This window comes from Ruegeria sp. CF8 (assembly GCF_056537285.1).
Genome location: NZ_JBQFRG010000006.1, coordinates 200,846 through 220,533 on the forward strand (window position 1 = coordinate 200,846; position 19,688 = coordinate 220,533).

The 19,688-nt window shown below is 56.8% G+C and carries 20 protein-coding genes and 1 tRNA gene; 18 read left to right on the top strand and 3 right to left on the bottom strand.

The genetic code is table 11. The features are described 5' to 3' along the window. Window positions 1-26: 26 nt before the first annotated feature. The 4 genes from ACR0EV_RS15370 to ACR0EV_RS15385 all read left to right on the top strand — a co-directional run bounded on the left by ACR0EV_RS15370 (window position 27) and on the right by ACR0EV_RS15385 (window position 3,787). Window positions 27-428, top strand: a complete 402-nt coding sequence (locus ACR0EV_RS15370; RefSeq protein WP_480800883.1) for a DUF4864 domain-containing protein — start codon at window positions 27-29, stop codon at window positions 426-428. Between the two features lie 138 nt (window positions 429-566). Next, window positions 567-2,855: a glycosyl hydrolase family 28-related protein gene (locus tag ACR0EV_RS15375; RefSeq protein ID WP_480800884.1), complete on the top strand. Its 2,289-nt coding sequence runs from the start codon at window positions 567-569 to the stop codon at window positions 2,853-2,855. Between the two features lie 133 nt (window positions 2,856-2,988). Beyond that, window positions 2,989-3,306 carry an antibiotic biosynthesis monooxygenase family protein gene (locus ACR0EV_RS15380; protein ID WP_480800885.1) on the top strand — a complete coding sequence of 106 codons (318 nt, stop codon included), beginning with the start codon at window positions 2,989-2,991 and terminating at the stop codon, window positions 3,304-3,306. 73 nt (window positions 3,307-3,379) lie between these two features. Continuing rightward, complete coding sequence (locus tag ACR0EV_RS15385) at window positions 3,380-3,787, top strand: universal stress protein (protein WP_480800886.1); 408 nt, start codon at window positions 3,380-3,382, stop codon at window positions 3,785-3,787. A gap of 3 nt (window positions 3,788-3,790) precedes the next feature. On the opposite strand, the gene ACR0EV_RS15390 is transcribed toward ACR0EV_RS15385, so the two are convergent. After that, a complete protein-coding gene (locus ACR0EV_RS15390; RefSeq protein ID WP_480800887.1) occupies window positions 3,791-4,267 on the bottom strand; it encodes a HugZ family pyridoxamine 5'-phosphate oxidase in 477 nt (158 codons plus the stop codon). A gap of 119 nt (window positions 4,268-4,386) precedes the next feature. Between ACR0EV_RS15390 and ACR0EV_RS15395 the strand changes: the two genes are divergently transcribed. Further along, window positions 4,387-4,809, top strand: a complete 423-nt coding sequence (locus ACR0EV_RS15395) for an excalibur calcium-binding domain-containing protein (protein ID WP_480800888.1) — start codon at window positions 4,387-4,389, stop codon at window positions 4,807-4,809. A gap of 16 nt (window positions 4,810-4,825) precedes the next feature. On the opposite strand, the gene ACR0EV_RS15400 is transcribed toward ACR0EV_RS15395, so the two are convergent. Continuing rightward, window positions 4,826-5,254, bottom strand: coding sequence for an excinuclease ABC subunit B (locus ACR0EV_RS15400; RefSeq protein ID WP_480800889.1), 429 nt, complete (start codon window positions 5,252-5,254; stop codon window positions 4,826-4,828). Between the two features lie 264 nt (window positions 5,255-5,518). Between ACR0EV_RS15400 and ACR0EV_RS15405 the strand changes: the two genes are divergently transcribed. Continuing rightward, a complete protein-coding gene (locus tag ACR0EV_RS15405; protein WP_480800890.1) occupies window positions 5,519-6,091 on the top strand; it encodes a hypothetical protein in 573 nt (190 codons plus the stop codon). Between the two features lie 7 nt (window positions 6,092-6,098). Here ACR0EV_RS15405 and uvrB read toward each other — a convergent pair whose 3' ends face one another. Further along, a complete protein-coding gene (gene uvrB, locus ACR0EV_RS15410; protein WP_171184090.1) occupies window positions 6,099-8,285 on the bottom strand; it encodes an excinuclease ABC subunit UvrB in 2,187 nt (728 codons plus the stop codon). A 269-nt stretch (window positions 8,286-8,554) separates the two neighbouring features. On the opposite strand from uvrB, the gene ACR0EV_RS15415 reads away from it, so the two are divergent. From ACR0EV_RS15415 to ACR0EV_RS15470, 12 genes are all read left to right on the top strand, one after another. Continuing rightward, window positions 8,555-8,866 (top strand): ETC complex I subunit, encoded by a 312-nt coding sequence (locus ACR0EV_RS15415; RefSeq protein ID WP_171105518.1) that lies wholly within the window; start codon window positions 8,555-8,557, stop codon window positions 8,864-8,866. A 1-nt stretch (window position 8,867) separates the two neighbouring features. Further along, window positions 8,868-9,344 (top strand): GNAT family N-acetyltransferase, encoded by a 477-nt coding sequence (locus tag ACR0EV_RS15420; protein WP_480800891.1) that lies wholly within the window; start codon window positions 8,868-8,870, stop codon window positions 9,342-9,344. A 21-nt stretch (window positions 9,345-9,365) separates the two neighbouring features. After that, window positions 9,366-9,442: transfer RNA gene (locus tag ACR0EV_RS15425), tRNA-Arg, on the top strand. Between the two features lie 442 nt (window positions 9,443-9,884). Continuing rightward, on the top strand, window positions 9,885-10,898 hold the full coding sequence (gene iolG / locus ACR0EV_RS15430; RefSeq protein WP_480800892.1) for an inositol 2-dehydrogenase: 1,014 nt from the start codon (window positions 9,885-9,887) through the stop codon (window positions 10,896-10,898). Window positions 10,899-11,022: 124 nt separating this feature from the next. Further along, a complete protein-coding gene (locus ACR0EV_RS15435) occupies window positions 11,023-11,943 on the top strand; it encodes a sugar ABC transporter substrate-binding protein (protein ID WP_480800893.1) in 921 nt (306 codons plus the stop codon). Window positions 11,944-12,011: 68 nt separating this feature from the next. Next, window positions 12,012-13,118 carry an ABC transporter permease gene (locus tag ACR0EV_RS15440; RefSeq protein WP_480800894.1) on the top strand — a complete coding sequence of 369 codons (1,107 nt, stop codon included), beginning with the start codon at window positions 12,012-12,014 and terminating at the stop codon, window positions 13,116-13,118. A gap of 1 nt (window position 13,119) precedes the next feature. After that, window positions 13,120-13,941 (top strand): ATP-binding cassette domain-containing protein, encoded by an 822-nt coding sequence (locus ACR0EV_RS15445; RefSeq protein WP_171179327.1) that lies wholly within the window; start codon window positions 13,120-13,122, stop codon window positions 13,939-13,941. Window positions 13,942-14,094: 153 nt separating this feature from the next. Continuing rightward, window positions 14,095-15,927, top strand: a complete 1,833-nt coding sequence (iolD, locus tag ACR0EV_RS15450; protein WP_480800895.1) for a 3D-(3,5/4)-trihydroxycyclohexane-1,2-dione acylhydrolase (decyclizing) — start codon at window positions 14,095-14,097, stop codon at window positions 15,925-15,927. Further along, the gene (gene iolE, locus ACR0EV_RS15455; RefSeq protein WP_480800896.1) at window positions 15,924-16,823 is read left to right on the top strand and encodes a myo-inosose-2 dehydratase; all 900 of its coding nucleotides are present in this window, start codon (window positions 15,924-15,926) and stop codon (window positions 16,821-16,823) included. Before iolD ends, iolE begins: the two co-directional genes overlap by 4 nt. Window positions 16,824-16,871: 48 nt before the next feature. Next, on the top strand, window positions 16,872-18,053 hold the full coding sequence (locus ACR0EV_RS15460) for a phytanoyl-CoA dioxygenase family protein (protein ID WP_480800897.1): 1,182 nt from the start codon (window positions 16,872-16,874) through the stop codon (window positions 18,051-18,053). A 47-nt stretch (window positions 18,054-18,100) separates the two neighbouring features. Next, window positions 18,101-18,907: a 5-deoxy-glucuronate isomerase gene (gene iolB, locus ACR0EV_RS15465; RefSeq protein ID WP_480800898.1), complete on the top strand. Its 807-nt coding sequence runs from the start codon at window positions 18,101-18,103 to the stop codon at window positions 18,905-18,907. Continuing rightward, on the top strand, window positions 18,904-19,662 hold the full coding sequence (locus ACR0EV_RS15470; RefSeq protein ID WP_480800899.1) for an SDR family NAD(P)-dependent oxidoreductase: 759 nt from the start codon (window positions 18,904-18,906) through the stop codon (window positions 19,660-19,662). The genes iolB and ACR0EV_RS15470 overlap by 4 nt, the downstream gene beginning before the upstream one ends. Window positions 19,663-19,688: the final 26 nt, after the last annotated feature.

Sequence of the window (19,688 nt, forward strand, 5' to 3'; positions counted from 1 at the left end):
CTACCCTAACTGCAGGAGGTGGCCCCATGCGTCGATTATTGCTTGCTCTTTCCTTGAGTGCCGGACTGGTGTCGGGGGCGTATGCTCAAAGTTCCGAGATCGAAGCGAACATCGCGGCGCAGATACAAGCCTTCAAAGCAGATGATTTCGCGACGGCTTTTACCTTTGCCAGCCCCAACATTCAGCGTCTTTTCCAAAATCCAGACAACTTTGGAGCTATGGTCCGTAATGGGTATCCCATGGTTTGGCGACCTGCTGATGTACGCTTTCTGGAACTGCGCGAGGTTGCCGGGTCATTGTGGCAGAAAGTCATGATCACCGACGGCGATGGGCGCATTCACATTTTGGACTATCAAATGATCCCCTTGGAAGGTGGTTGGAAAATAAATGGCGTTCAATTGTTGGGTAACGCTGACCCTGCGGCTTGAGGCAACACCACCGTCACGGTGAGATGAGCCGCGGTTAATTCCCTTTCGGTATCCAGACTTTCGCGTTCGGGGTTGACCTGAACACGGGGTTTGGACGCGTCGCATGATCTGCGCGACGCGATTGAGAAAGGGATTTCAATGAACAAGGCAATCACTGACGGCATTGTGTTCATGCCACCTCAATTCGCGAATGGCTTGACAGTCTGGTCTGCCGGGGACGGGACGCCCGGCTCACCCACTTACGGCGGGTCTGGAACCGGAGTTTTCGCTCCGTCGGATGCGGATTTTGGTGGCTGTCTTGAGATTCTGAAAGTGAACACCACGCAGCAGCTGCGCTATATGGGGCAGACGCCGATATTGCCCGGCTGTTATCTGCAGATCAAAGCGCGTGTCAAAGCGATTAGTGGACCATTACCTTCGGTGCGAATTGCCGCTTGGGCCGGAGGCGCAGGGGATGCACATGTCGCAGGCGTTGTGGAGCAGGGTCCGGCAACTCAGTTATCAGGCTATGGGTCAGTGCATGAAATCACGGCAATTGTCGGTACTGGTCAGCGTCCGGGTGTGGATATGCCTTGGGGTCTTGCCGCATTGTACGGGCATTTCGGCTTGGACATCGAAGGGGCCAATGGTGCCCTGGTGCGCGTGGATGATCTTGAGATCGCCGATGTCACCAATGTCTTCCTTCGTGAAATGATCAGTCTGGTGGACGTTCGGGATTATGGCGCGGTCGGTGATGGTGTTACGGACGACTCCACCGCGTTTGAGGCCGCAGATCAGGCCGCTGGCGGGCGCCGGGTCTACGTTCCGCAGGGCACATATCACCTTGCGGAAAACACCAGTATGGCCTCTGAGATGGAGTTTGAAGGCACCGTTACGATGCCGGATGACAAGATGCTGTTGCTAACCAAAGGCTTCCACCTGCCAAGCTATATAGCGGCTTTTGGGGATGAAGAACTGGCTTTCAAAAAAGCGTTTCAGGCGTTGCTGAACAACTCGGATCATGAATCGCTTGATTTGGGTGGCCGCAAGATTTCCGTAACGGCCCCGATAGATATGGCTGCGGCGGTTCCAAACAAACAAAGTGGCTTCTCGACCCGCCGGGTAATTCGAAATGGTCAGTTCGACGTTAAAAGCAGCACAGCTTGGGACACCGAGACTTTCACGTCTGTTGCAACCTATGATCCGTCGGACAAAAACAGGCTGACCAATGTGGCTAATGTTGCGAATATTCCGGTCGGTTCCCTGGTGCAAGGCAGTGGTGTCGGGCGTGAAATCTACGTGCGTTCGAAAAACGTCGGAGCGGGCGAGATCATCCTGAACGCGCCTATCTACAACGCGTCGGGCACTCAGACGTTCACGTTTCACGCGTTCAAGTATCTTCTGGATTTCAGCGGGTTTAACACCCTGCGCAAGTTCGGCATGGAGCAGATTGAGTTCCAATGCAACAGCAGATGCAGCGGCATCCGGCTGGCGGCTTCGGGCAGCACATTTCAGTTGAAGGATTGTTTTGTCAGCCGCCCAAAAGACCGTGGGATCACGTCGATTGCTACAGGGTGCAAAGGTATGCTGATCGACAATTGTCAGTTCCTTTCCGCGGAAGAGTCCTTCCCTGTAACGGATCGTTCCTCGATTGGGTTGAACACCAATTCGAACGACGTGAAATTGAGGCACAACCACGCGGTGCGTTTCAAACACTTCGCGGTTCTGGGTGGCGACAACAACATGGTTCTGGGCAATCACTTTTTTCAGGGTGACGGCATACCCCAAGGTGTTCGCACCGCAGGGCTGATCATGATTGGTACCTATAACAGTTCCACCATTGCTGAGAACTATGTCGATAATTGCTCTATCGAGTGGACAAATGAACGGGATCCGCTGCCCACATACACCAGTGGTTTCTCGTTCAGTGCCATGAGCATCACGGACAACATCTTTTATTCAAGCCAGGCCCCATCTTGGTTCAGCTACATCGTCGTGCGGCCTTATGGGGCTGGTCATTTCCTGAATGGATTGGCTGTAACAGGCAACAAGTTCCGTGCCACTAGCGGTTCGATAGACCGAGCAGAAAGGGTGGACACATCCTTTGCGGATCTCAACAACAACAGGCACACGAACGTGACGTTTCAAAACAACACGTATCACGGCGTTACCAGGAAATCTGCGCATCCACTCAGAGTCCGGCGCTGGCAAAACTCGGTTGCAAGTTATTGGCCGGTTTTGTCGAACGGTGATCTGCCGTTCAACGGTAAAGCTCGCAGTTGCGATAGCGTAACTGTTCTTGGAGGGCTTACAGGGGTCTTTAACAACCATATCTTTGCGACGCCTCACGTTTTGACCGAGCAGGGCGCTCTTGGTGCAGATTTGATCCTGAGATGGCCTGAACAGGTTAAAGGCGAAGTAACCGCTTTGATTCGGATGGACAACTGACGACAGCAGAAGCCGCCCTGAACAGGGCGGCTTACTCACTAGGCTGTAACAGGGGCAATTTGTCGAGACTTCAGGAAATTGGCGACGTTTGTTTTCAGTGTGCTAGGCTAAGGAAAGCAAATGGAGAATCCCGATGCCGAAAATCGCCAAAGACGCCAGTGTTCAAACAGTTATCACAACTTTCGAAATGACGCCGGGCACTTGTCAGGACCTTTTGGAAGCCTTGACCGATGCCTATGCTGAATTCATCTCAAAACAGCCGGGATTTGTGTCTGCAGGGTTGCATGTGAACGATGCGCAGACCCGAATCGCCAATTACTCGCAATGGGAACGCCGAGATGATTTTCTGGCCATGTTGCGGACGCCTGAGATGCGCGACCGCAATCGCAAGATCAACGAATTGTGCAAAAGCTTTGAGCCGGTCATGTATGATGTGGCCGAGACATTCTGAATTTACTGACCTGAATCAAAGCCTGCAATATTAGTATGTTCCAAAGTGAGCCTGCAAAACGGAGGCTCACACTATGTATCACAACATTCTTGTCCCTATCTCATTCGATGCTGAAAGAGACACCTCCGGGCCTTTGAAACTGGCTCAACTGTTGGCAACACCGGACGCGCAGGTGACATTGTTGCATGTGGTCGAGCATATTCCGAACTATGCGATTTCGTACATGCCGCCCGAATACCTGACCGAAGCACGCAAGGCGATTCAGACGGAATTGGATGAATTGGCATCGCAGTTGCCAAATGCGCGGGGATTGGTGATCGAAGGGCACTCTGGCCGCACAATTCTGGATTGGGCCGAAGCCAACACTCCCGACTTGATTATCATGGCGTCGCACCGGCCGGGTATGCAAGATCTGCTGCTGGGCTCAACTGCTTCACATGTCGTGCGACATGCTGGGTGCGCTGTGCATGTGGTGCGCTGACCGTTAGAAATCACTTGCTGTCAGGCGATAGGCTTTGCCAAAACCGCCGTTCAGCAAACCATCCTTTAGGGCGAACCTGACAAAACTGAAATCTGCGAAATCGATATACAGCTTTGCCTTGGGCCGGAGGCTCAGATACCGCTCGCGCAGCGGGGCATACTCTGGCACGTCCCGATGTACCCAGTGCGCTACTACGTGAAGTGTCAGACGGGGATGTGTCAGCGGGTCGCCTTTGTCTTCGGGCTCTCCGACCAGCAGCGCAGCATTGGGATTGGCGTTCAGGGCTTGGGTGTGTTCGGCCAGCGACGAAATCAGCGTGACAGGGCAGCCATCCGAGTCCGTAGCCAGCGCGATACGGGACAGTGTTGGCAAACCCGTCTGAGGGTGCAAAACAGCCAACGCAGCAAACTGCGCCTGCACCAAAAGCTCTCTGGCCTGCGCGCGGACCGTTTCGTCAGGGGTTTGGTAGGGACTGGTCACGGTTTGGCAAGACCTCGCAATCAGGGTTTGGCAGTGACACTAAAGCGTAATTCGGTGGCCCGCCAACCTTTCGATCCGATTGCCTAGGCTTTGCCACATATCCATCGTAAGACCCATTCATGCTGTTCAAGAAACCCACGCAGGACACGCCAGACCTAAACCCAAGATCAACCCGTCGGCACCAGCGGGCCGAGGCCACGCGCCGACAGGCACTGTCTCCGGTGCGCATTCTTGTCATGGTGCTGTTACTGCCCCTCACGACTGTACTGATCGCGGTGGGCGTTTTCATTCGGGTGTCCGAGTACAATCGGGATGAGGCCGTGATCCACCTGATCGCTCTGGCGGGGTGTGACGCGACGCAGGCCATGGGAATCGGGCCGTTCCGCGAAGGTCAGCCGGGGTATCACACGCGCAATGACCCGGACGGAGACGGCGTTGCCTGCGAGTTTGCCGAGGCGCCTGCACCGCGGGCCGCGCAATCAGAAAGCCGCCCAGAGCCGCAACAACGTGCGGTCGGTAACGCCAAATTCGTGCGGCCATAGCGCGTAAGGAAACCGGTCAGGACAAATGCGTGCCTGCACAGGTGCGAAAGATACGTACCTGAGGTGCTGCATCGCTCAAGGGGAACTCTGCGATCTCGTCTTGCGTGAATGCATAGGCGACCTTGTTGTACTCCAGCCCATCCAGCACGTTCCCAAAGCCGGTATCTGTCACCGTCAATGCAGATCCTCCGTCGGACAAGACATGGCGTGGGGTGGCGATTTCGATGGGGTTTCGCCCTTCGAACCGCATGGCAAACCACGGGGACTGAGCCCAGACCTGATCTTTCCGAGTAACCGTCAGCGTATAGAGCGGCGCGGACGGGTCATAGGTCAGGAAAATCGTCGCGGCACCTGTGTCATGCGAAAGCGTGCAGATATTGCCTACCGTCGCCTCCCATGCGGAGACCGGGGTGGCAAGGATCAGAGAGATCAGGATTGCGCGCATGAGAGGGGATGTAGCCGCCGAACAGGGCAAAACAAGGCCCAGGGGGGCTGGGGTGCAAGTTTGAGGGGTGGGGGAGGGTACGGGATGGGTTTTACCCCATCATGTGTTTGGGCGGCTTCCGAACAAACGGTAAAACCTTCCTGCGCAAAATGAACAACTATTTGATGATTTTACTTAACTCATCTGCGAAAACCAAATACCTTTAACTCAGAAAATCCGAGAATTGCGGTTGTTGGCCGTGGCATTTGAAACTGTGAGATTGCGATGATTGGCGAGTTGTTGGTGTTCGGAAAAGGGAGCGAATGGTTTTGGGCGCTCCTACAAACGGTGATTGTACTTGCAACGGCCATTTTCGTTTTTAAGCAAGTTCGATTGCAGGCGAGAAATAACGTTGTAACGACAGTGGAATCAATTTTAGCTCGCTTCGAGGGAAGGGAGATAAGAATAGCCCGCGCTGAGGTGGCAAAAAGCTGGATTCATGGTGACAAGGAATTTGACGGAAACGCTCAGATCATTGCTGATTTTTGGGAGCAAGTGTCATCATATCACAAAACGAAGGCTATTCCAGACGACATATTCTGGTCCAGTTTCTCTTACTATGTTGAGTATTATTTCCCTGCGTTCAAGGATGGAATTATTGAATTCAGGAAGAAATATGGTCGGTGCGGAGGGGATTTGTATTCTGACTTTGAAAATTCGTTTGAAGAAATGAAGCAATACGCGCTCAAAAACAAACTCAATTTTGCAGCAGGAAAAGAAGAGCATCTGAAAGATTTTTTTGAAGATGAATTGAAAGTGTGCGGTCACCTAGTAAATGATCTGACTCCAAGAAACTAAAGACGCATTACCGCTTCCGCCGCTTCACATTCCCACCCCGCTGCCCCGGCCTGCCAGCCGTTGACCGTCCGCGCGACTTCACCGCATCCTCTGAGGCTTTCTCGACCGCCCATTGCCGCGCCATCGGGTCGTCGGCGACGGCCAGATCGACCGCTTCCAGTCGTTTGATCTCATCCCGGATGTTGGCGGCTTCTTCGAATTCCAGGTTTTCGGCGGCTTTGCGCATCTTCTCGCGCAGTCCGTCCAGATGGGCTTCCAAATTCGCGCCGTGCATCGGTTTGTCGATGGTGGCGGTGACGCGGTTCATGTCGACGTCGCCTTCGTAGAGACCGGCAAGGACGTCCTCGACATTCTTTTTCACCGTCTCGGGGGTGATGCCGTGTTCCTCGTTATAGGCAAGCTGTTTGGCGCGGCGGCGGTTGGTTTCGTTCAGCGCGCGCTCCATCGAGCCGGTGATCTTGTCGGCATACATGATCACCCGGCCATCGGCGTTGCGCGCGGCGCGGCCGATGGTTTGCACCAGAGAGGTCTCGGACCGCAGGAAGCCTTCCTTGTCGGCATCCAGAATAGCGACCAACCCGCATTCCGGGATGTCGAGCCCCTCGCGCAGCAGGTTGATGCCGACCAGCACATCGAATGCCCCCAGCCGCAGGTCGCGCAGGATTTCGATGCGTTCCAGCGTGTCGATATCCGAGTGCATGTAGCGGACTTTGATGCCCTGTTCGTGCAGGTATTCGGTCAGGTCCTCGGCCATGCGCTTGGTCAGCGTGGTGACCAGCGTGCGGAACCCATTGGCGGCAACTTTGCGCACTTCGTCCAGCAGGTCATCGACCTGCATGGAGACCGGGCGGATCTCGACCTCGGGGTCCAGCAAGCCGGTCGGGCGGATGACCTGCTCGGTGAAAACGCCGCCGGTTTGCTCGATCTCCCACTTGGCCGGGGTGGCCGAGACGAAGACCGATTGCGGGCGCATGGCGTCCCATTCCTCGAACTTGAGGGGTCGATTGTCCATGCAGGACGGCAGGCGGAATCCGTGTTCGGCCAGTGTGAACTTGCGCCGATAGTCTCCCCGATACATGCCGCCGATCTGCGGAACGCTGACGTGGGATTCGTCGGCAAAGACGATGGCATTGTCGGGAATGAACTCGAACAGAGTCGGGGGCGGCTCACCCGGTGCGCGGCCTGTCAGATAGCGCGAGTAGTTCTCGATCCCGTTGCAGACGCCAGTGGCCTCGAGCATTTCCAGATCGAAATTGGTGCGCTGTTCCAGACGTTGCGCTTCCAGCAGTTTGCCTTCGCCCACCAGTTGGTCCAGCCGGATGCGCAGTTCCTTTTTGATACCGATGATCGCCTGCTGCATCGTGGGTTTCGGTGTTACGTAGTGCGAGTTCGCATAAACGCGCACCTGCTCCATCGTCGCGGCGCGTTCGCCGGTCAGGGGGTCGAATTCGGTGATCTGTTCCAGTTCCTCGCCAAAGAACGACAGTTTCCAGGCGCGATCCTCAAGGTGGGCGGGCCAAATTTCCAGTGAATCGCCCCGCACCCGGAAGGACCCACGCTGAAACGCCTGATCGTTGCGGCGGTATTGCTGGGCGACCAGATCGGCCATCACCTGCCGCTGGTCGTATTCGTTGCCGACCTTCAGATCCTGCGTCATCGCCCCGTAGGTTTCGACCGAGCCGATACCGTAGATGCAAGACACTGACGCCACGATGATCACGTCATCGCGTTCCAGCAGCGCCCGCGTGGCCGAGTGGCGCATCCGGTCGATCTGTTCGTTGATCTGGGATTCTTTCTCAATGTACGTGTCCGAGCGCGGCACATAGGCTTCGGGCTGGTAGTAGTCGTAGTAAGAGACGAAGTATTCCACCGAGTTCTCGGGGAAGAAGCCTTTGAACTCTCCGTAAAGCTGCGCGGCCAGCGTTTTGTTCGGTGCAAGAATAATCGCCGGACGCTGGGTTTCCTCGATCACCTTGGCCATGGTGAAAGTTTTCCCTGTCCCCGTCGCACCCAGTAGAACCTGATCGCGCTCGCCGTCCAATACGCCGCCGGCCAGTTCCCTGATGGCCGTCGGCTGGTCGCCTGCCGGGTTGAATTCGGTGTGCATCACAAACTGCTTGCCGCCTTCCAGTTTCAGGCGGGCGCGCACGTCATCGGCGGTCAGTTGGGTCTTGTCGGAATGGGCGTAAGGCATCGGCAGGCTCCGCAGTCAGGCCCCTACATTTGTTCTTATTTTGTCCGTCTGCAAGTGCTGATCCGGATTCATTGGGCTATACACAGTTTGATGCCATGTGGTTAGTGACTCATTGTGTTGCCCCGGCGTTTGATGTGTCTCTGATCTATCCCGGGCCAATGACAATTTCTGACATTAGTTCGCGGGCAACAGCCGCGACAATTGCAATCTTGCCCCCGAACGCTCTCTGACGCATAAACGGCTGAGCCAAGTGAGTACGGAGAGGCGACATGCGCGCACGGATTTACCAGCCTTCGCGAAACGCGATGACTTCGGGGATGGCCAAAACCCGCAAATGGGTTCTGGAATACGCCCCGGCCTCAGCGCGTGAGGTCGATCCGCTGATGGGCTGGACGTCGTCTAATGACACGCAGACGCAGGTGCGCCTGAAATTCGACACCAAGGAAGAGGCTTTGGACTACGCCAAAGACAACGGTATCGAAGTGCAGGTCAGCGAGCCGCACAAGCGCAAACCGAACCTGCGCGCGCGTGGGTATGGTGAGAATTTCGCCACCGACCGGCGCGGCCCCTGGACCCACTAAAGTGATCGAGATTCGCGCGGCTGACCCTGGGTCAGATGACCTGCGCCCAATCGTTCAGGCCCATCTGGCCCACAGTTGGGAGGCGACGCCGCAAACCTCGAACCATACGCTTGATGTGGACGCGCTGCGTGAGCCCGGGATTCGCTTCTGGGCACTCTACGAAGGTGATGTGGCATTGGGGTGTGGCGCGCTTAAGACCTTGCCGGATGGAACGGCAGAAGTGAAATCAGTTCACGTTGTAGCCTCGGCCCGTGGCCGTGGTCTGGCGCGAATAATCATGTCTCATTTAGCCGTTCTGGCGCGCAGCGAAGGTGTCTCGGCGCTGGTTCTGGAGACCGGAGCAGCGCATCTTTCCGAATATGAAGCCGCGCGCAAACTCTATGAGGCATTGGGATATTCCTATTGCGGCCCGATCTTTGGCTATCAGGACGACCCAAACAGCGCCTTCATGCGCTTGGCCCTTGAACCCGGACAATAAAAGCCGCAAGAAGGGCGCAGCGGTCCCTTAGCTCAACTGGATAGAGCAGCTGACTTCTAATCAGCAGGTTGAGGGTTCGAGTCCTTCAGGGATCGCCATTATCAAACGAAATACTTGAAGCCTCGGAAGCACGACGGCTCGCTTTGCTCTGAACGCCAGAACGACTCGTTGCTTTGCAAACTTCGGACGTGTTGCTGACGCCACCGTGCGGCTGGTTGGTCATTACAGGTTTCGGGAAGGTTAAGGGGCTGGACGAGGGGGTCATGCCAGCCCCTTTTAAGGGGTCACAGAGTGGTAGTGTGTGTTCCTTAACTGAAACCTACTCTGATTCACCGCGTTCGAAAATTGGGGGATTCCCGTAGATGCGCAAATGCGCGGAATTCGGCGCGTGGTGTATCATCGGAGGACTACGGTAGACCTTGTTTGGGAACCCCTTCGCAGGGGGTGTCGCAAAGATTTCTGATCTGTTGAAAAAAGATATTGCAACCGGTTGCAAACAGAATCATTGTTACGGCCAACACCTAGATTCGGGAGAGCTGTATGTTGAAGGTTGGTTTGCTGGGCGCCGGACGCATCGGACGGGTACATGCGCAGGCCATTTCGGCCCACCCAAACAGCAAGCTCTGTGCTGTTTCAGACGCCGTGCCAGAGGCGGCAGAAAGCCTTGCCAGCGCATATGGGGCACAAGCGCGTGGATCGGACGAGATCATTGCAGACCCCCAAATTGATGCGGTATTGATCGCAACTCCAACCGATACGCATTCCGACTTGATTGAGGCTGCCACAGCCGCAGGCAAAGCTGTGTTGTGTGAAAAGCCAGTTGATCTGAGCCTGGAACGTGCTGCGCAATGTCTAAAAAATGTGTCCGGGCGGGGCCGGCCTGTCATGATTGGGTTTAACCGCCGGTTCGACCCTAATTTTTCGGCATTGAAAGCAGGTTTAGAGGCGGGTGAAATCGGCAAGGCAGAGTTGCTGTCGATTACCTCATTTGACCCGGCACCGCCGCCAGTCAGCTATGTCAAAGTGTCGGGTGGGCTGTTTCGGGACATGATGATCCATGACTTTGACATGGCAAACTACCTTATGGGCGAGGTTCCGGATGTCATTGCGGCCGTCGGGTCGTCTCTAGTAGATGCCGAGATTGGTGCGGCCGGTGATGTGGATACCGCTGCGGTGACAATGACTTATGCAGATGGTCGTATTGCCGTCATCAAGAACTCGCGCCGTGCGGCCTATGGTTATGACCAGCGGGTCGAGTTGCTGGGTTCAGGCGGATTGCTGCAAGCGCAGAACATGCTGGAAAATACGGTGGTCAAATCAACAGCAGAAGGCGTTGTCGGGGCAAAGCCAACGTATTTCTTTCTGGAACGCTACATGCCGGCTTACCGGGTGGAATGGGCCGCCTTTGTCGACGCCGTTGAGAACGGTTCAGACGTTCCTGTTTCGTTGAAAGACGGCGTTGCCGCACTTGCTATGGCCGAGGCTGCGACCCTGTCGATGCAATCCGGGAAACCGGTTCGAATGGAAGAAGTTTTGAAACCGGTTGCAAAATGATCGAAATTCTTCAAACTTACACCAGCTCGGTTTTGTGCCGCAGCCAATCAGATTCGGCATAGCCGGATGATCGGGGTTGGTCCCCCGACTTAAGATCAGACTGAAATCATGGGAGGAAACTGAAATGAAGAAATTTGTGAAAGGCGCACTTGCTGCGGGGGCCCTGGCCCTGGCGACACCTGCGTTTGCACAGGAAATCGTGGTCGTATCGCACGGACAGGCCAATGACGCATTCTGGAACGTTGTGAAAAACGGCGTCGAGCAGGCTGGTAAGGATGTCGGCGTGAACGTCGAATACCGCGCACCAGAAACTTTTGACATGGTGGCGATGTCGCAATTGATCGATGCTGCCGTGAACCAGGAGCCCGACGGCCTGATCGTTTCGATTCCGGACGCGGATGCGCTTGGCCCGTCAATTGAACGCGCCGTAGCAGCCGGTATCCCGGTGATCTCGATCAACTCGGGTTCGGACGTTTCGAAAGACCTGGGTGCTTTGCTGCACGTGGGTCAGGACGAGTTTGACGCAGGCAAAGCTGCAGGTGCAGAACTGGCATCGATGGGTGGCAAAACAGCGATTTGTGTAAACCACGAAGTCGGTAACGTTGCGCTGGACCTGCGCTGCGCAGGTTTTGCAGAAGGTTTCGGCGGTGACGTCGAGGTGCTACCGACCTCGAACGATCCATCGGAGATCGAGTCGAAGGTTGCCGCTGCTCTGGCCGCAAACGAAGCGGTCGATACTGTGATGGCGCTGGGTGCAAGCTCAGCCGGTGAGCCGACCGTTGCCGCAGTCAAAGCCTCGGGCCGTGATGTGAATGTCGCATCCTTCGACCTGTCGGCGAACTTCCTGCAGTCGATCGCGGACGGCGACGCAGCCTTTGCCATCGACCAGCAGCAGTATCTGCAAGGCTATCTGGCGGTGAACTTCATGGGCCTGCACGCCAAATACGGCCTGATGCCCGGTGGTAACGTTCCTTCGGGTCCGAACCTGGTGACTCAGGACAAGGCCGCTCAGGTGATCGAACTGTCCTCGCAGGGCATTCGCTGATCCACACCGGAACCTGAACAAATCGGGACGGCGCAGCAGCGCCGTTCCAACCCAAATGGGAGGAAACGATGAGTGACTCAGCTCAAGTCGCCGGGGACGAAAGGATCAAAAAAGAACCTTTCATGACCAAACTCATGAAACGGCCCGAACTCGGTGCAATGGCCGGTGTTGTCCTGGTTGTAATCTTTTTTGCCATCACAGCAGACGACTCGATGTTTACCCTGGCCGGGATCATGAACTTCATGACACCTGCGGCGCAGTTGGGAATTCTGGCCATCGGTGCCGCGCTGTTGATGATCGGAGGCGAGTTCGACCTGTCCATCGGCTCGATGGTGGCGTTTGCGGGCCTGTTCTTTGGCGTATGTGTGGTCACCTGGCAGTTGCCTCTGATCGTTGCGATCCCAATGACTTTTGTCTTCGCAGCTTTTGTCGGGGCGATAAACGGAAACATCGTGATCCGGTCAGGTCTGCCGTCCTTCATCGTGACCCTGGCCTTCCTGTTCATTCTACGCGGTCTGTCGTTGGTTGGCCTGAAGGCGGCCACCGGAGGATCGACCCAGTTGCGTGGCGTTCGTGACGTGGTTGAGAACGACTGGCTGGCCCCGTTCTTTTCAGGCGAGGCATTTGGCGGCCTGTTTACCTGGCTTGCCGAGAAAGGCATGATCGACACCTTCAAAAGTGGTGCGCCCAAAGTGCCTGGAATCCCGGTTGAAATCCTGTGGTTCATCGTTCTGGCGCTTGCGGCCACTTACGTGCTGCTGCGAACCCCGGCAGGGAACTGGATTTTCGCGTCGGGCGGCGACAGCACGGCGGCGTCAAACTCTGGTGTGCCGGTGAACCGGGTCAAAGTTTCGCTGTTCATGCTGACCGCTTGCTGTGCAGCGCTAGTGGCCATCATCACTGTGATCGACGCTGGTTCGACTGACGCACGTCGTGGGTTCCAGAAAGAGTTTGAGGCGATCATCGCAGCCGTGATCGGCGGCTGTCTGCTGACCGGCGGTTATGGCTCGGCCATTGGCGCGTTCTTTGGTGCGATCATCTTCGGTATGGTTGTCATCGGACTGACCTATACGGACTTTGATCAGGACTGGTTCCAGGTTTTCCTGGGCGCGATGCTGTTGATTGCGGTTCTGTTCAACAACGCCATCCGTAAACGCGTAACCGGGGAGCGTTGATATGACCGAAGATACCAAGTTCCATCATGGTGATGCGGCGGCTGATGTGGCGCCCATCGTGGAAATGAAGAACATCGAAAAGCACTTCGGCAACATCATTGCTTTGGCGGGCGTCAGCTTTGACGTCAAACCGGGCGAATGTCATTGCCTGCTTGGCGACAACGGTGCAGGGAAATCGACCTTCATCAAGACCATGTCGGGCGTGCACAAACCCACCAAGGGCGAGATCTTCTTTGAAGGCAAACCGCTGCATTTCGACACGCCTCGGGATGCGATGGAGGCGGGCATTGCGACTGTGTTCCAGGATCTGGCGATGATCCCGCTGATGAGCGTCACGCGCAACTTCTTCATGGGGCGCGAACCGACCAAAGGCAAAGGTCTGATGAAGCGCTTCGATGTCGAACAGGCGAATGATGTCTGCATGGAAGAGATGCGCAAAATGGGTATCAACCTGCGCGGGCCGGATCAGGCCGTGGGCACCTTGTCAGGTGGCGAGCGGCAGACCGTCGCCATTGCTCGTGCCGTGTATTTCGGTGCCAAGATTCTGATCTTGGACGAACCGACATCGGCCCTTGGCGTACGTCAAACCTCGAACGTTCTGGCGACTATCGACAAGGTACGCAGTCAGGGGGTTGGCGTGGTCTTCATCAGCCATAACGTGCGCCACGCTTTGGCAGTGGGTGACCGGTTTACCGTGCTGAATCGCGGCAAAACGCTGGGCACGGCGACCCGTGGTGAGATTACCCCCGAACAGTTGCAGGACCTGATGGCCGGTGGTCAGGAAATGGCCGAGCTGGAAGGGTCTTTGGGCGGTACAGTCTAAACTTTGAACACCCGGATGCCCTTTCGAGGGCATCCGACCGGGCGGTGACACCTGAGCTCACACTCAATTCAGGCTTGAGTCATTGGCCTGACATCTTCGTAAAAAAGCAACCTGTGGGCCGCTGGCAGCGGTTTCAAGTTGAAAGGGATCATGATGAGCAAGACAGTCCGACTGACCGCGGCGCAGGCTCTGGTGCGCTATCTTGGGGCGCAGATGAACGAGGCCGGAGAGCCCTTTATCGCAGGTGTCTGGGCCATTTTCGGCCATGGCAACGTCGCCGGGTTGGGTGAGGCGCTGCATGGTGTAAAAGACAGCCTGCCCACCTATCGTGGGCACAACGAACAGACCATGGCACATTGTGCGATTGCCTATGCCAAGCAACTGGGCCGCAAGCGAGCGATGGCTGTGACCTCGTCAATCGGGCCAGGGGCCACCAATATGGTTACCGCTGCCGCGCTGGCCCATGTGAACCGCCTGCCGGTTTTGCTGCTGCCGGGCGACGTGTTTGCGACGCGTGGTCCTGATCCGGTTTTGCAGCAACCCGAAGTGTTCTCGGATGGAACCATTAGTGCGAATGACTGTTTCAGACCGGTCAGCCGCTATTTCGACCGCATCACGCGCCCGGAACACCTGCTGACGGCTCTGCCGCGTGCCTTTCGCACGATGACGGACCCGGCGGACTGCGGTCCGGTGACACTGGCCTTTTGTCAGGACGTGCAGGCCGAAGCTTACGACTATCCCGAAAGCTTCTTTGAACCACGTGTGTGGTATCAGCGTCGTATTCGTCCGGATGAAGGTGAGCTTGCGCGGGCTGTGGCGGCAATCAAGGCAGCCAAACGCCCTGTGATCGTCGCGGGAGGCGGCGTGCATTATTCGGACGCAACCGCCGCGCTGCAAAGCTTTGCCGAAGCGCACAACATCCCGGTGGCAGAAACACAGGCGGGAAAATCTGCATTGGCCTGGGATCATCCGCTGAACCTTGGACCCATTGGCGTCACGGGCGGCGAACCTGCCAACGACATCTGCGCCGAGGCTGATCTTGTGCTGGGCGTTGGCACTCGGTTTCAGGATTTCACCACCGGGTCTTGGGGTCTGTTTGCCAACCCCGAGCGTGAACTGATCAGCCTGAATACTGCCGCTTATGACGCCGAAAAGCACGGTGCAATGCCGCTGCAAGCTGACGCTCGGGTCGGTCTGGGTGAACTGACCGAAGCGTTGGGCGATCACCGCGCGCCGGAACTACCTGCGACGTTGAAATCCGATTGGTTTGGCAAAGTTGACGCGGTGACCGACGCGCCGACAGACAGCAACGCGCTGCCGACGGATATGCAGGTGATCGGTGCGGTACAGCGGGCAGCCAATGAAAACACCGTTGCGATGTGTGCCGCGGGGACGATGCCGGGTGAGTTGCACAAGCTGTGGAAGGCGCCGCGCCCCGGCGCTTATCACATGGAATACGGTTTCAGCTGTATGGGTTATGAGATCGCGGGTGCCATGGGGATCAAGATGGCCCAGCCGGATCGGGATGTGATCTGCTTTACCGGTGACGGAACTTACATGATGGCGAATTCCGAAATGGCGACGGCAGCGATGATGGGGATTTCCTTCACCGTTGTTGTTACCGACAACCGAGGCTTCGGTTGCATCAACCGTTTGCAGATGGGTACCGGCGGGGCCGAGTTTAACAACCTTCTCGACCACACGGTCCACGAGACGGCCTCAGCCATCGACTTTGCGGCCCATGCCGCGGCGATGGGGGCGACCTCGGTCAAGGTCAGCTCAATTTCCGAGCTTGAGGACGCGTTGGCCAAACGTACAGACGTTAAAGGTCCATACGTCGTGGTGATCGACACCGATCCGTACCCCTCGACTGAATATGGCGGAACATGGTGGGAAGTGGCTGTGCCCGAGGTCAGCATACGCCCCGAAGTGAATGAAAAACGCGCGGCCTATGAGGTCGCCATCAAGGAAAGAAACACGAAATGAGCGTGAAGATCGGTATCTCTCCGATTGCTTGGCAGAATGACGATCTGCCTGATCTGACTGCGGCCTATACGATGGAGCAGGCGCTGAAAGAAGCGCGCGAGATTGGCTATACCGGTGTCGAGCGTGGCCAGCGGATGCCCGGCGACACCGAAGGCTTGCGCGCCTATCTGGACGCCAACGATATCGCGCTGTGTGGCGGTTGGTGTTCGGGCGCAACCTTGGTCAACGACTTTGACGCCGAGGTGGCTGCCGTTCGTGAGCAAGTTGAGCAGTTTGTTGCGCTGAACAGCCCCTGCATCGTTTATGCCGAATGCTCCAATACCGTTCAGGGTCAGATCGGCACACCAGTCAATGACCGCCCCAAATTGTCCAAAGACGAAGTTCTGGCCTATGCCGCCAAGCTGAGCGAGTTGGCCAAGTGGAAGGCTGATCAAGGTATGCCGATGGCGTATCACCATCACATGGGCACAATCATCGAAAGCGAGGATGAGGTGAACTGGTTGATGGAAGGCTCGGGCCCCGAACTGAAGCTGTGCTTTGATACCGGTCATCTTCTGTTTGGCGGTGGCGACGTGATGGCCACGTTGAACCGCTGGGGCGACCGGGTGCATCACGTTCACTTCAAGGACATCCGCCCTGGCGTCGTGCAGGACACGCGTGAGAACAACCGCAGCTTCCTTGATGCAGTGATCGCAGGCGCGTTCACCGTGCCGGGCGATGGCTGCATCGATTTTCAGGCCGTCGCAAATGCATTGAAGGCGATGGATTACAACGGCTGGATCGTGGTCGAGGCAGAACAGGACCCCGCCAAGGCGCCGCCCTACGAGTACTCCCAAATGGGCTACGACCACATCGTCGAAGTTTGCGGCAACGCAGGTTTGGAGATCAGCACTTAAGTCACCGCCCCACGGGGCAACACCGAAGCCATGAGAGAGGAGTATGTCATGGTCCATCAGGAACTTGGGTATGTCGGGTATTTCGACCGGGAATCCTGTGATCTGGATGAATTCAAGGTGTTGACCTCACAAAACCTGACAACCGATGCGGTTCCTCATGCCGCATCGGTGGAAAAGAACGTGCCAGTTTATGACATGGACGTGTTGCGCACTGCGTTGTCAGATGCCGATCAGCGAAAGTCCCTTCTGGCAGAATGGGCATGGGTTCTGGGCAAATCTGCTGGCGTGATCGTTCTAAAAGGCGCCTATTCAGACACATCGGTGATCGACCGGGCAAGCGACGTCTTCCGCGAGATCATCGAAGAAGAGCGCGAGGGCGCTGGCGGCGAGGGCGATCACTTTGCTGCGTCTGGTGCCAATGACCGGATCTGGAATGCGCTGCAAAAACAGTGCCTGCGTGATCCGGAAGGGTTCGCACTCTATTTCGGCAATGCAGCAATTGCAGCGGCGTGTGAGGCGTGGCTGGGGCCGAATTACCAGATGACCGCGCAGGTCAATCAGGTGCGTCCGGGCGGTAAAGCACAGCAAGCGCATCGGGATTACCATCTTGGGTTCCAGACAGCGGACAGCGCAGCGCGGTATCCGGCCCATGCCCATCACCTGACGGCTGCGCTAACCCTGCAAGGGGCAGTGGCGCATTGCGATATGCCCGTAGAAAGCGGGCCAACCAAGCTGCTACCATTTTCGCAGCTTTACGCGCCCGGATACCTCGCCTTCCACGACCCCGCGCACAGGGACTATTTCGAGCAGGCCTACATCCAGTTGCCACTGAACAAGGGCGACGCGGTGTTCTTCAACCCCGCGCTTTTCCACGCAGCGGGGGCAAACAGCAGCAGTGACATTCACAGGATGGCCAACTTGCTTCAGGTGTCGTCAGCTTTCGGGCGCGCGATGGAAGCCGTCGACCGTGCTGCCATGTCTCAGGCCGTGTTTCCTGCGCTTGTGGGTTTGAAACAACGCGGTGACCTGAGTGCCTTGGAAACTGAAGCTGCGATCGGAGCTACAGCCGAGGGCTATCCCTTTCCAACCAACCTCGACACCGACCCGCCGGTGGGTGGCAATGCGCCGGACAGCCAGGCCGATATCCTGCGCCGCGCTGTGTCAGAGGGATGGAGCGAGTCGGAATTGGCCGATGCTTTGTCAGCCTTGCGTAACAGGCAGGCCGCATAAGGCCCAAACGGGCGGGTCATTGTGCCCGCCCCAATCGGAGAAGAACTATGGCAGACCTGCTCAAAAAACCCTTTGGCATCCGTGGCAAGGTGCATGACATCACCCCGGCCAGCGCTGGATGGCGGTATGTAGGGTTTGGGCTTTATCACCTAAAGGCCGGGGATCGGGCGGCTGAAGTCACAGGAGACCGGGAAGCCATTCTGGTGATGGTCGAAGGCAAGGCGAAAATCACTGGTGCCGGGCAGGATTGGGGCGTTTTGGGCGACCGGATGAACGTGTTCGAAAAGACGCCGCCGCATTGTCTGTACCTGCCCAACGGCACCGATTGGGAAGCTGTCGCCGAGACCGATTGCATTGTGGCCGTGTGTTCGGCTCCGGGCAGGGGCGGTCACAAGGCGCGGCGGATCGGGCCAGATGGCATCACGCTCACCGAACGCGGCAAGGGTGTGAACACGCGATACATCAATAACATCGCGATGGAGAATGAGGACTATGCCGACAGCCTTCTGGTGACTGAGGTCTTCACACCAAACGGGCACTGGTCTTCGTACCCCAGTCATCGCCATGACGAGGATGACTTCCCCCGGATCACCTACCTGGAAGAGACCTATTACCATCGGCTCAACCCTGCCAATGGGTTCGGGATACAGCGGGTTTACACCGATGACGGTCAGCTGGATGAAACGATGGCCGTATCTGATGGCGATGTTGTGACCGTCCCGCGTGGTCATCACCCTTGCGGCGCACCCTATGGGTTTGAGATGTACTATCTGAACGTCATGGCCGGACCCTTGCGGAAATGGCGATTTGTACCGGCCCCCGAGGTCGAATGGATCATGGAGCGTGACGGATGAGCAATGCGTTTGCCAATTACCCAAGCCTTGCAGGCAAAACGGTTTTCATCACCGGTGGTGCTGGGGGAATTGGTGCGGAAACAGTAAGGGCCTTTGCCGAACAGGGGGCGAAGGTTGGGTTTCTGGATCTCAACGCCGATGCCGGGCTTGCCTTGCTGTCGGAACTGGATGGCGCGCACGCGTTTGCCCAATGCGACTTGCGCGACATTGAGGCGATGAACGCCGCAATGGGGCAGTTGGTCGAAGAGTTGGGCGAGGCGGATGTGCTGGTCAACAACGCCGCCCATGATGACCGTCACGACTGGCGCGATGTGACGCCCGAGTATTGGGATGAGCGTATGGCGACCAATATCCGTCACATGTTCTTTGCCATTCAGTCGGTCGCCCCCGGCATGATTGCCAAGGGTGCAGGCTCGATCATCAATATCGGGTCAAACTCATGGTGGGAGGCCGGGGCGGGTTTCCCGGCCTATGCCACGGCCAAATCCGCAGTCCACGGCCTGACACGTACCATGGCGCGCGAGTTGGGCGATTATCGCATCCGTGTGAACACGGTTGTACCCGGCTGGATCATGACTGACCGTCAGAAAGACCTTTGGGTCACGCCGGAAGCACTGGCCAAGCAAGTGGATCGGCAATGCCTGCCGGACCCGATTGAACCGGTTTACGTCGCGCGAATGGTGCTGTTTTTAGCCTCAGACGACGCCGCTATGTGCAGCGCCGGGAACTTCATGGTCGAAGGCGGCTCGATCTGAGTATTTCAAAACAACTGGAGAACTGA

Coding starts and splice junctions, on each gene's coding strand:
- ACR0EV_RS15370 (WP_480800883.1), top strand. CDS start 27: ATGCGTCGATTATTGCTTGCTCTTTCCTTGAGTGCCGGACTGGTGTCG.
- ACR0EV_RS15375 (WP_480800884.1), top strand. CDS start 567: ATGAACAAGGCAATCACTGACGGCATTGTGTTCATGCCACCTCAATTC.
- ACR0EV_RS15380 (WP_480800885.1), top strand. CDS start 2,989: ATGCCGAAAATCGCCAAAGACGCCAGTGTTCAAACAGTTATCACAACT.
- ACR0EV_RS15385 (WP_480800886.1), top strand. CDS start 3,380: ATGTATCACAACATTCTTGTCCCTATCTCATTCGATGCTGAAAGAGAC.
- ACR0EV_RS15395 (WP_480800888.1), top strand. CDS start 4,387: ATGCTGTTCAAGAAACCCACGCAGGACACGCCAGACCTAAACCCAAGA.
- ACR0EV_RS15400 (WP_480800889.1), bottom strand. CDS start 5,254: ATGCGCGCAATCCTGATCTCTCTGATCCTTGCCACCCCGGTCTCCGCA.
- ACR0EV_RS15405 (WP_480800890.1), top strand. CDS start 5,519: ATGATTGGCGAGTTGTTGGTGTTCGGAAAAGGGAGCGAATGGTTTTGG.
- uvrB (WP_171184090.1), bottom strand. CDS start 8,285: ATGCCTTACGCCCATTCCGACAAGACCCAACTGACCGCCGATGACGTG.
- ACR0EV_RS15415 (WP_171105518.1), top strand. CDS start 8,555: ATGCGCGCACGGATTTACCAGCCTTCGCGAAACGCGATGACTTCGGGG.
- iolG (WP_480800892.1), top strand. CDS start 9,885: ATGTTGAAGGTTGGTTTGCTGGGCGCCGGACGCATCGGACGGGTACAT.
- ACR0EV_RS15435 (WP_480800893.1), top strand. CDS start 11,023: ATGAAGAAATTTGTGAAAGGCGCACTTGCTGCGGGGGCCCTGGCCCTG.
- ACR0EV_RS15440 (WP_480800894.1), top strand. CDS start 12,012: ATGAGTGACTCAGCTCAAGTCGCCGGGGACGAAAGGATCAAAAAAGAA.
- ACR0EV_RS15445 (WP_171179327.1), top strand. CDS start 13,120: ATGACCGAAGATACCAAGTTCCATCATGGTGATGCGGCGGCTGATGTG.
- iolD (WP_480800895.1), top strand. CDS start 14,095: ATGAGCAAGACAGTCCGACTGACCGCGGCGCAGGCTCTGGTGCGCTAT.
- iolE (WP_480800896.1), top strand. CDS start 15,924: ATGAGCGTGAAGATCGGTATCTCTCCGATTGCTTGGCAGAATGACGAT.
- ACR0EV_RS15460 (WP_480800897.1), top strand. CDS start 16,872: ATGGTCCATCAGGAACTTGGGTATGTCGGGTATTTCGACCGGGAATCC.
- iolB (WP_480800898.1), top strand. CDS start 18,101: ATGGCAGACCTGCTCAAAAAACCCTTTGGCATCCGTGGCAAGGTGCAT.
- ACR0EV_RS15470 (WP_480800899.1), top strand. CDS start 18,904: ATGAGCAATGCGTTTGCCAATTACCCAAGCCTTGCAGGCAAAACGGTT.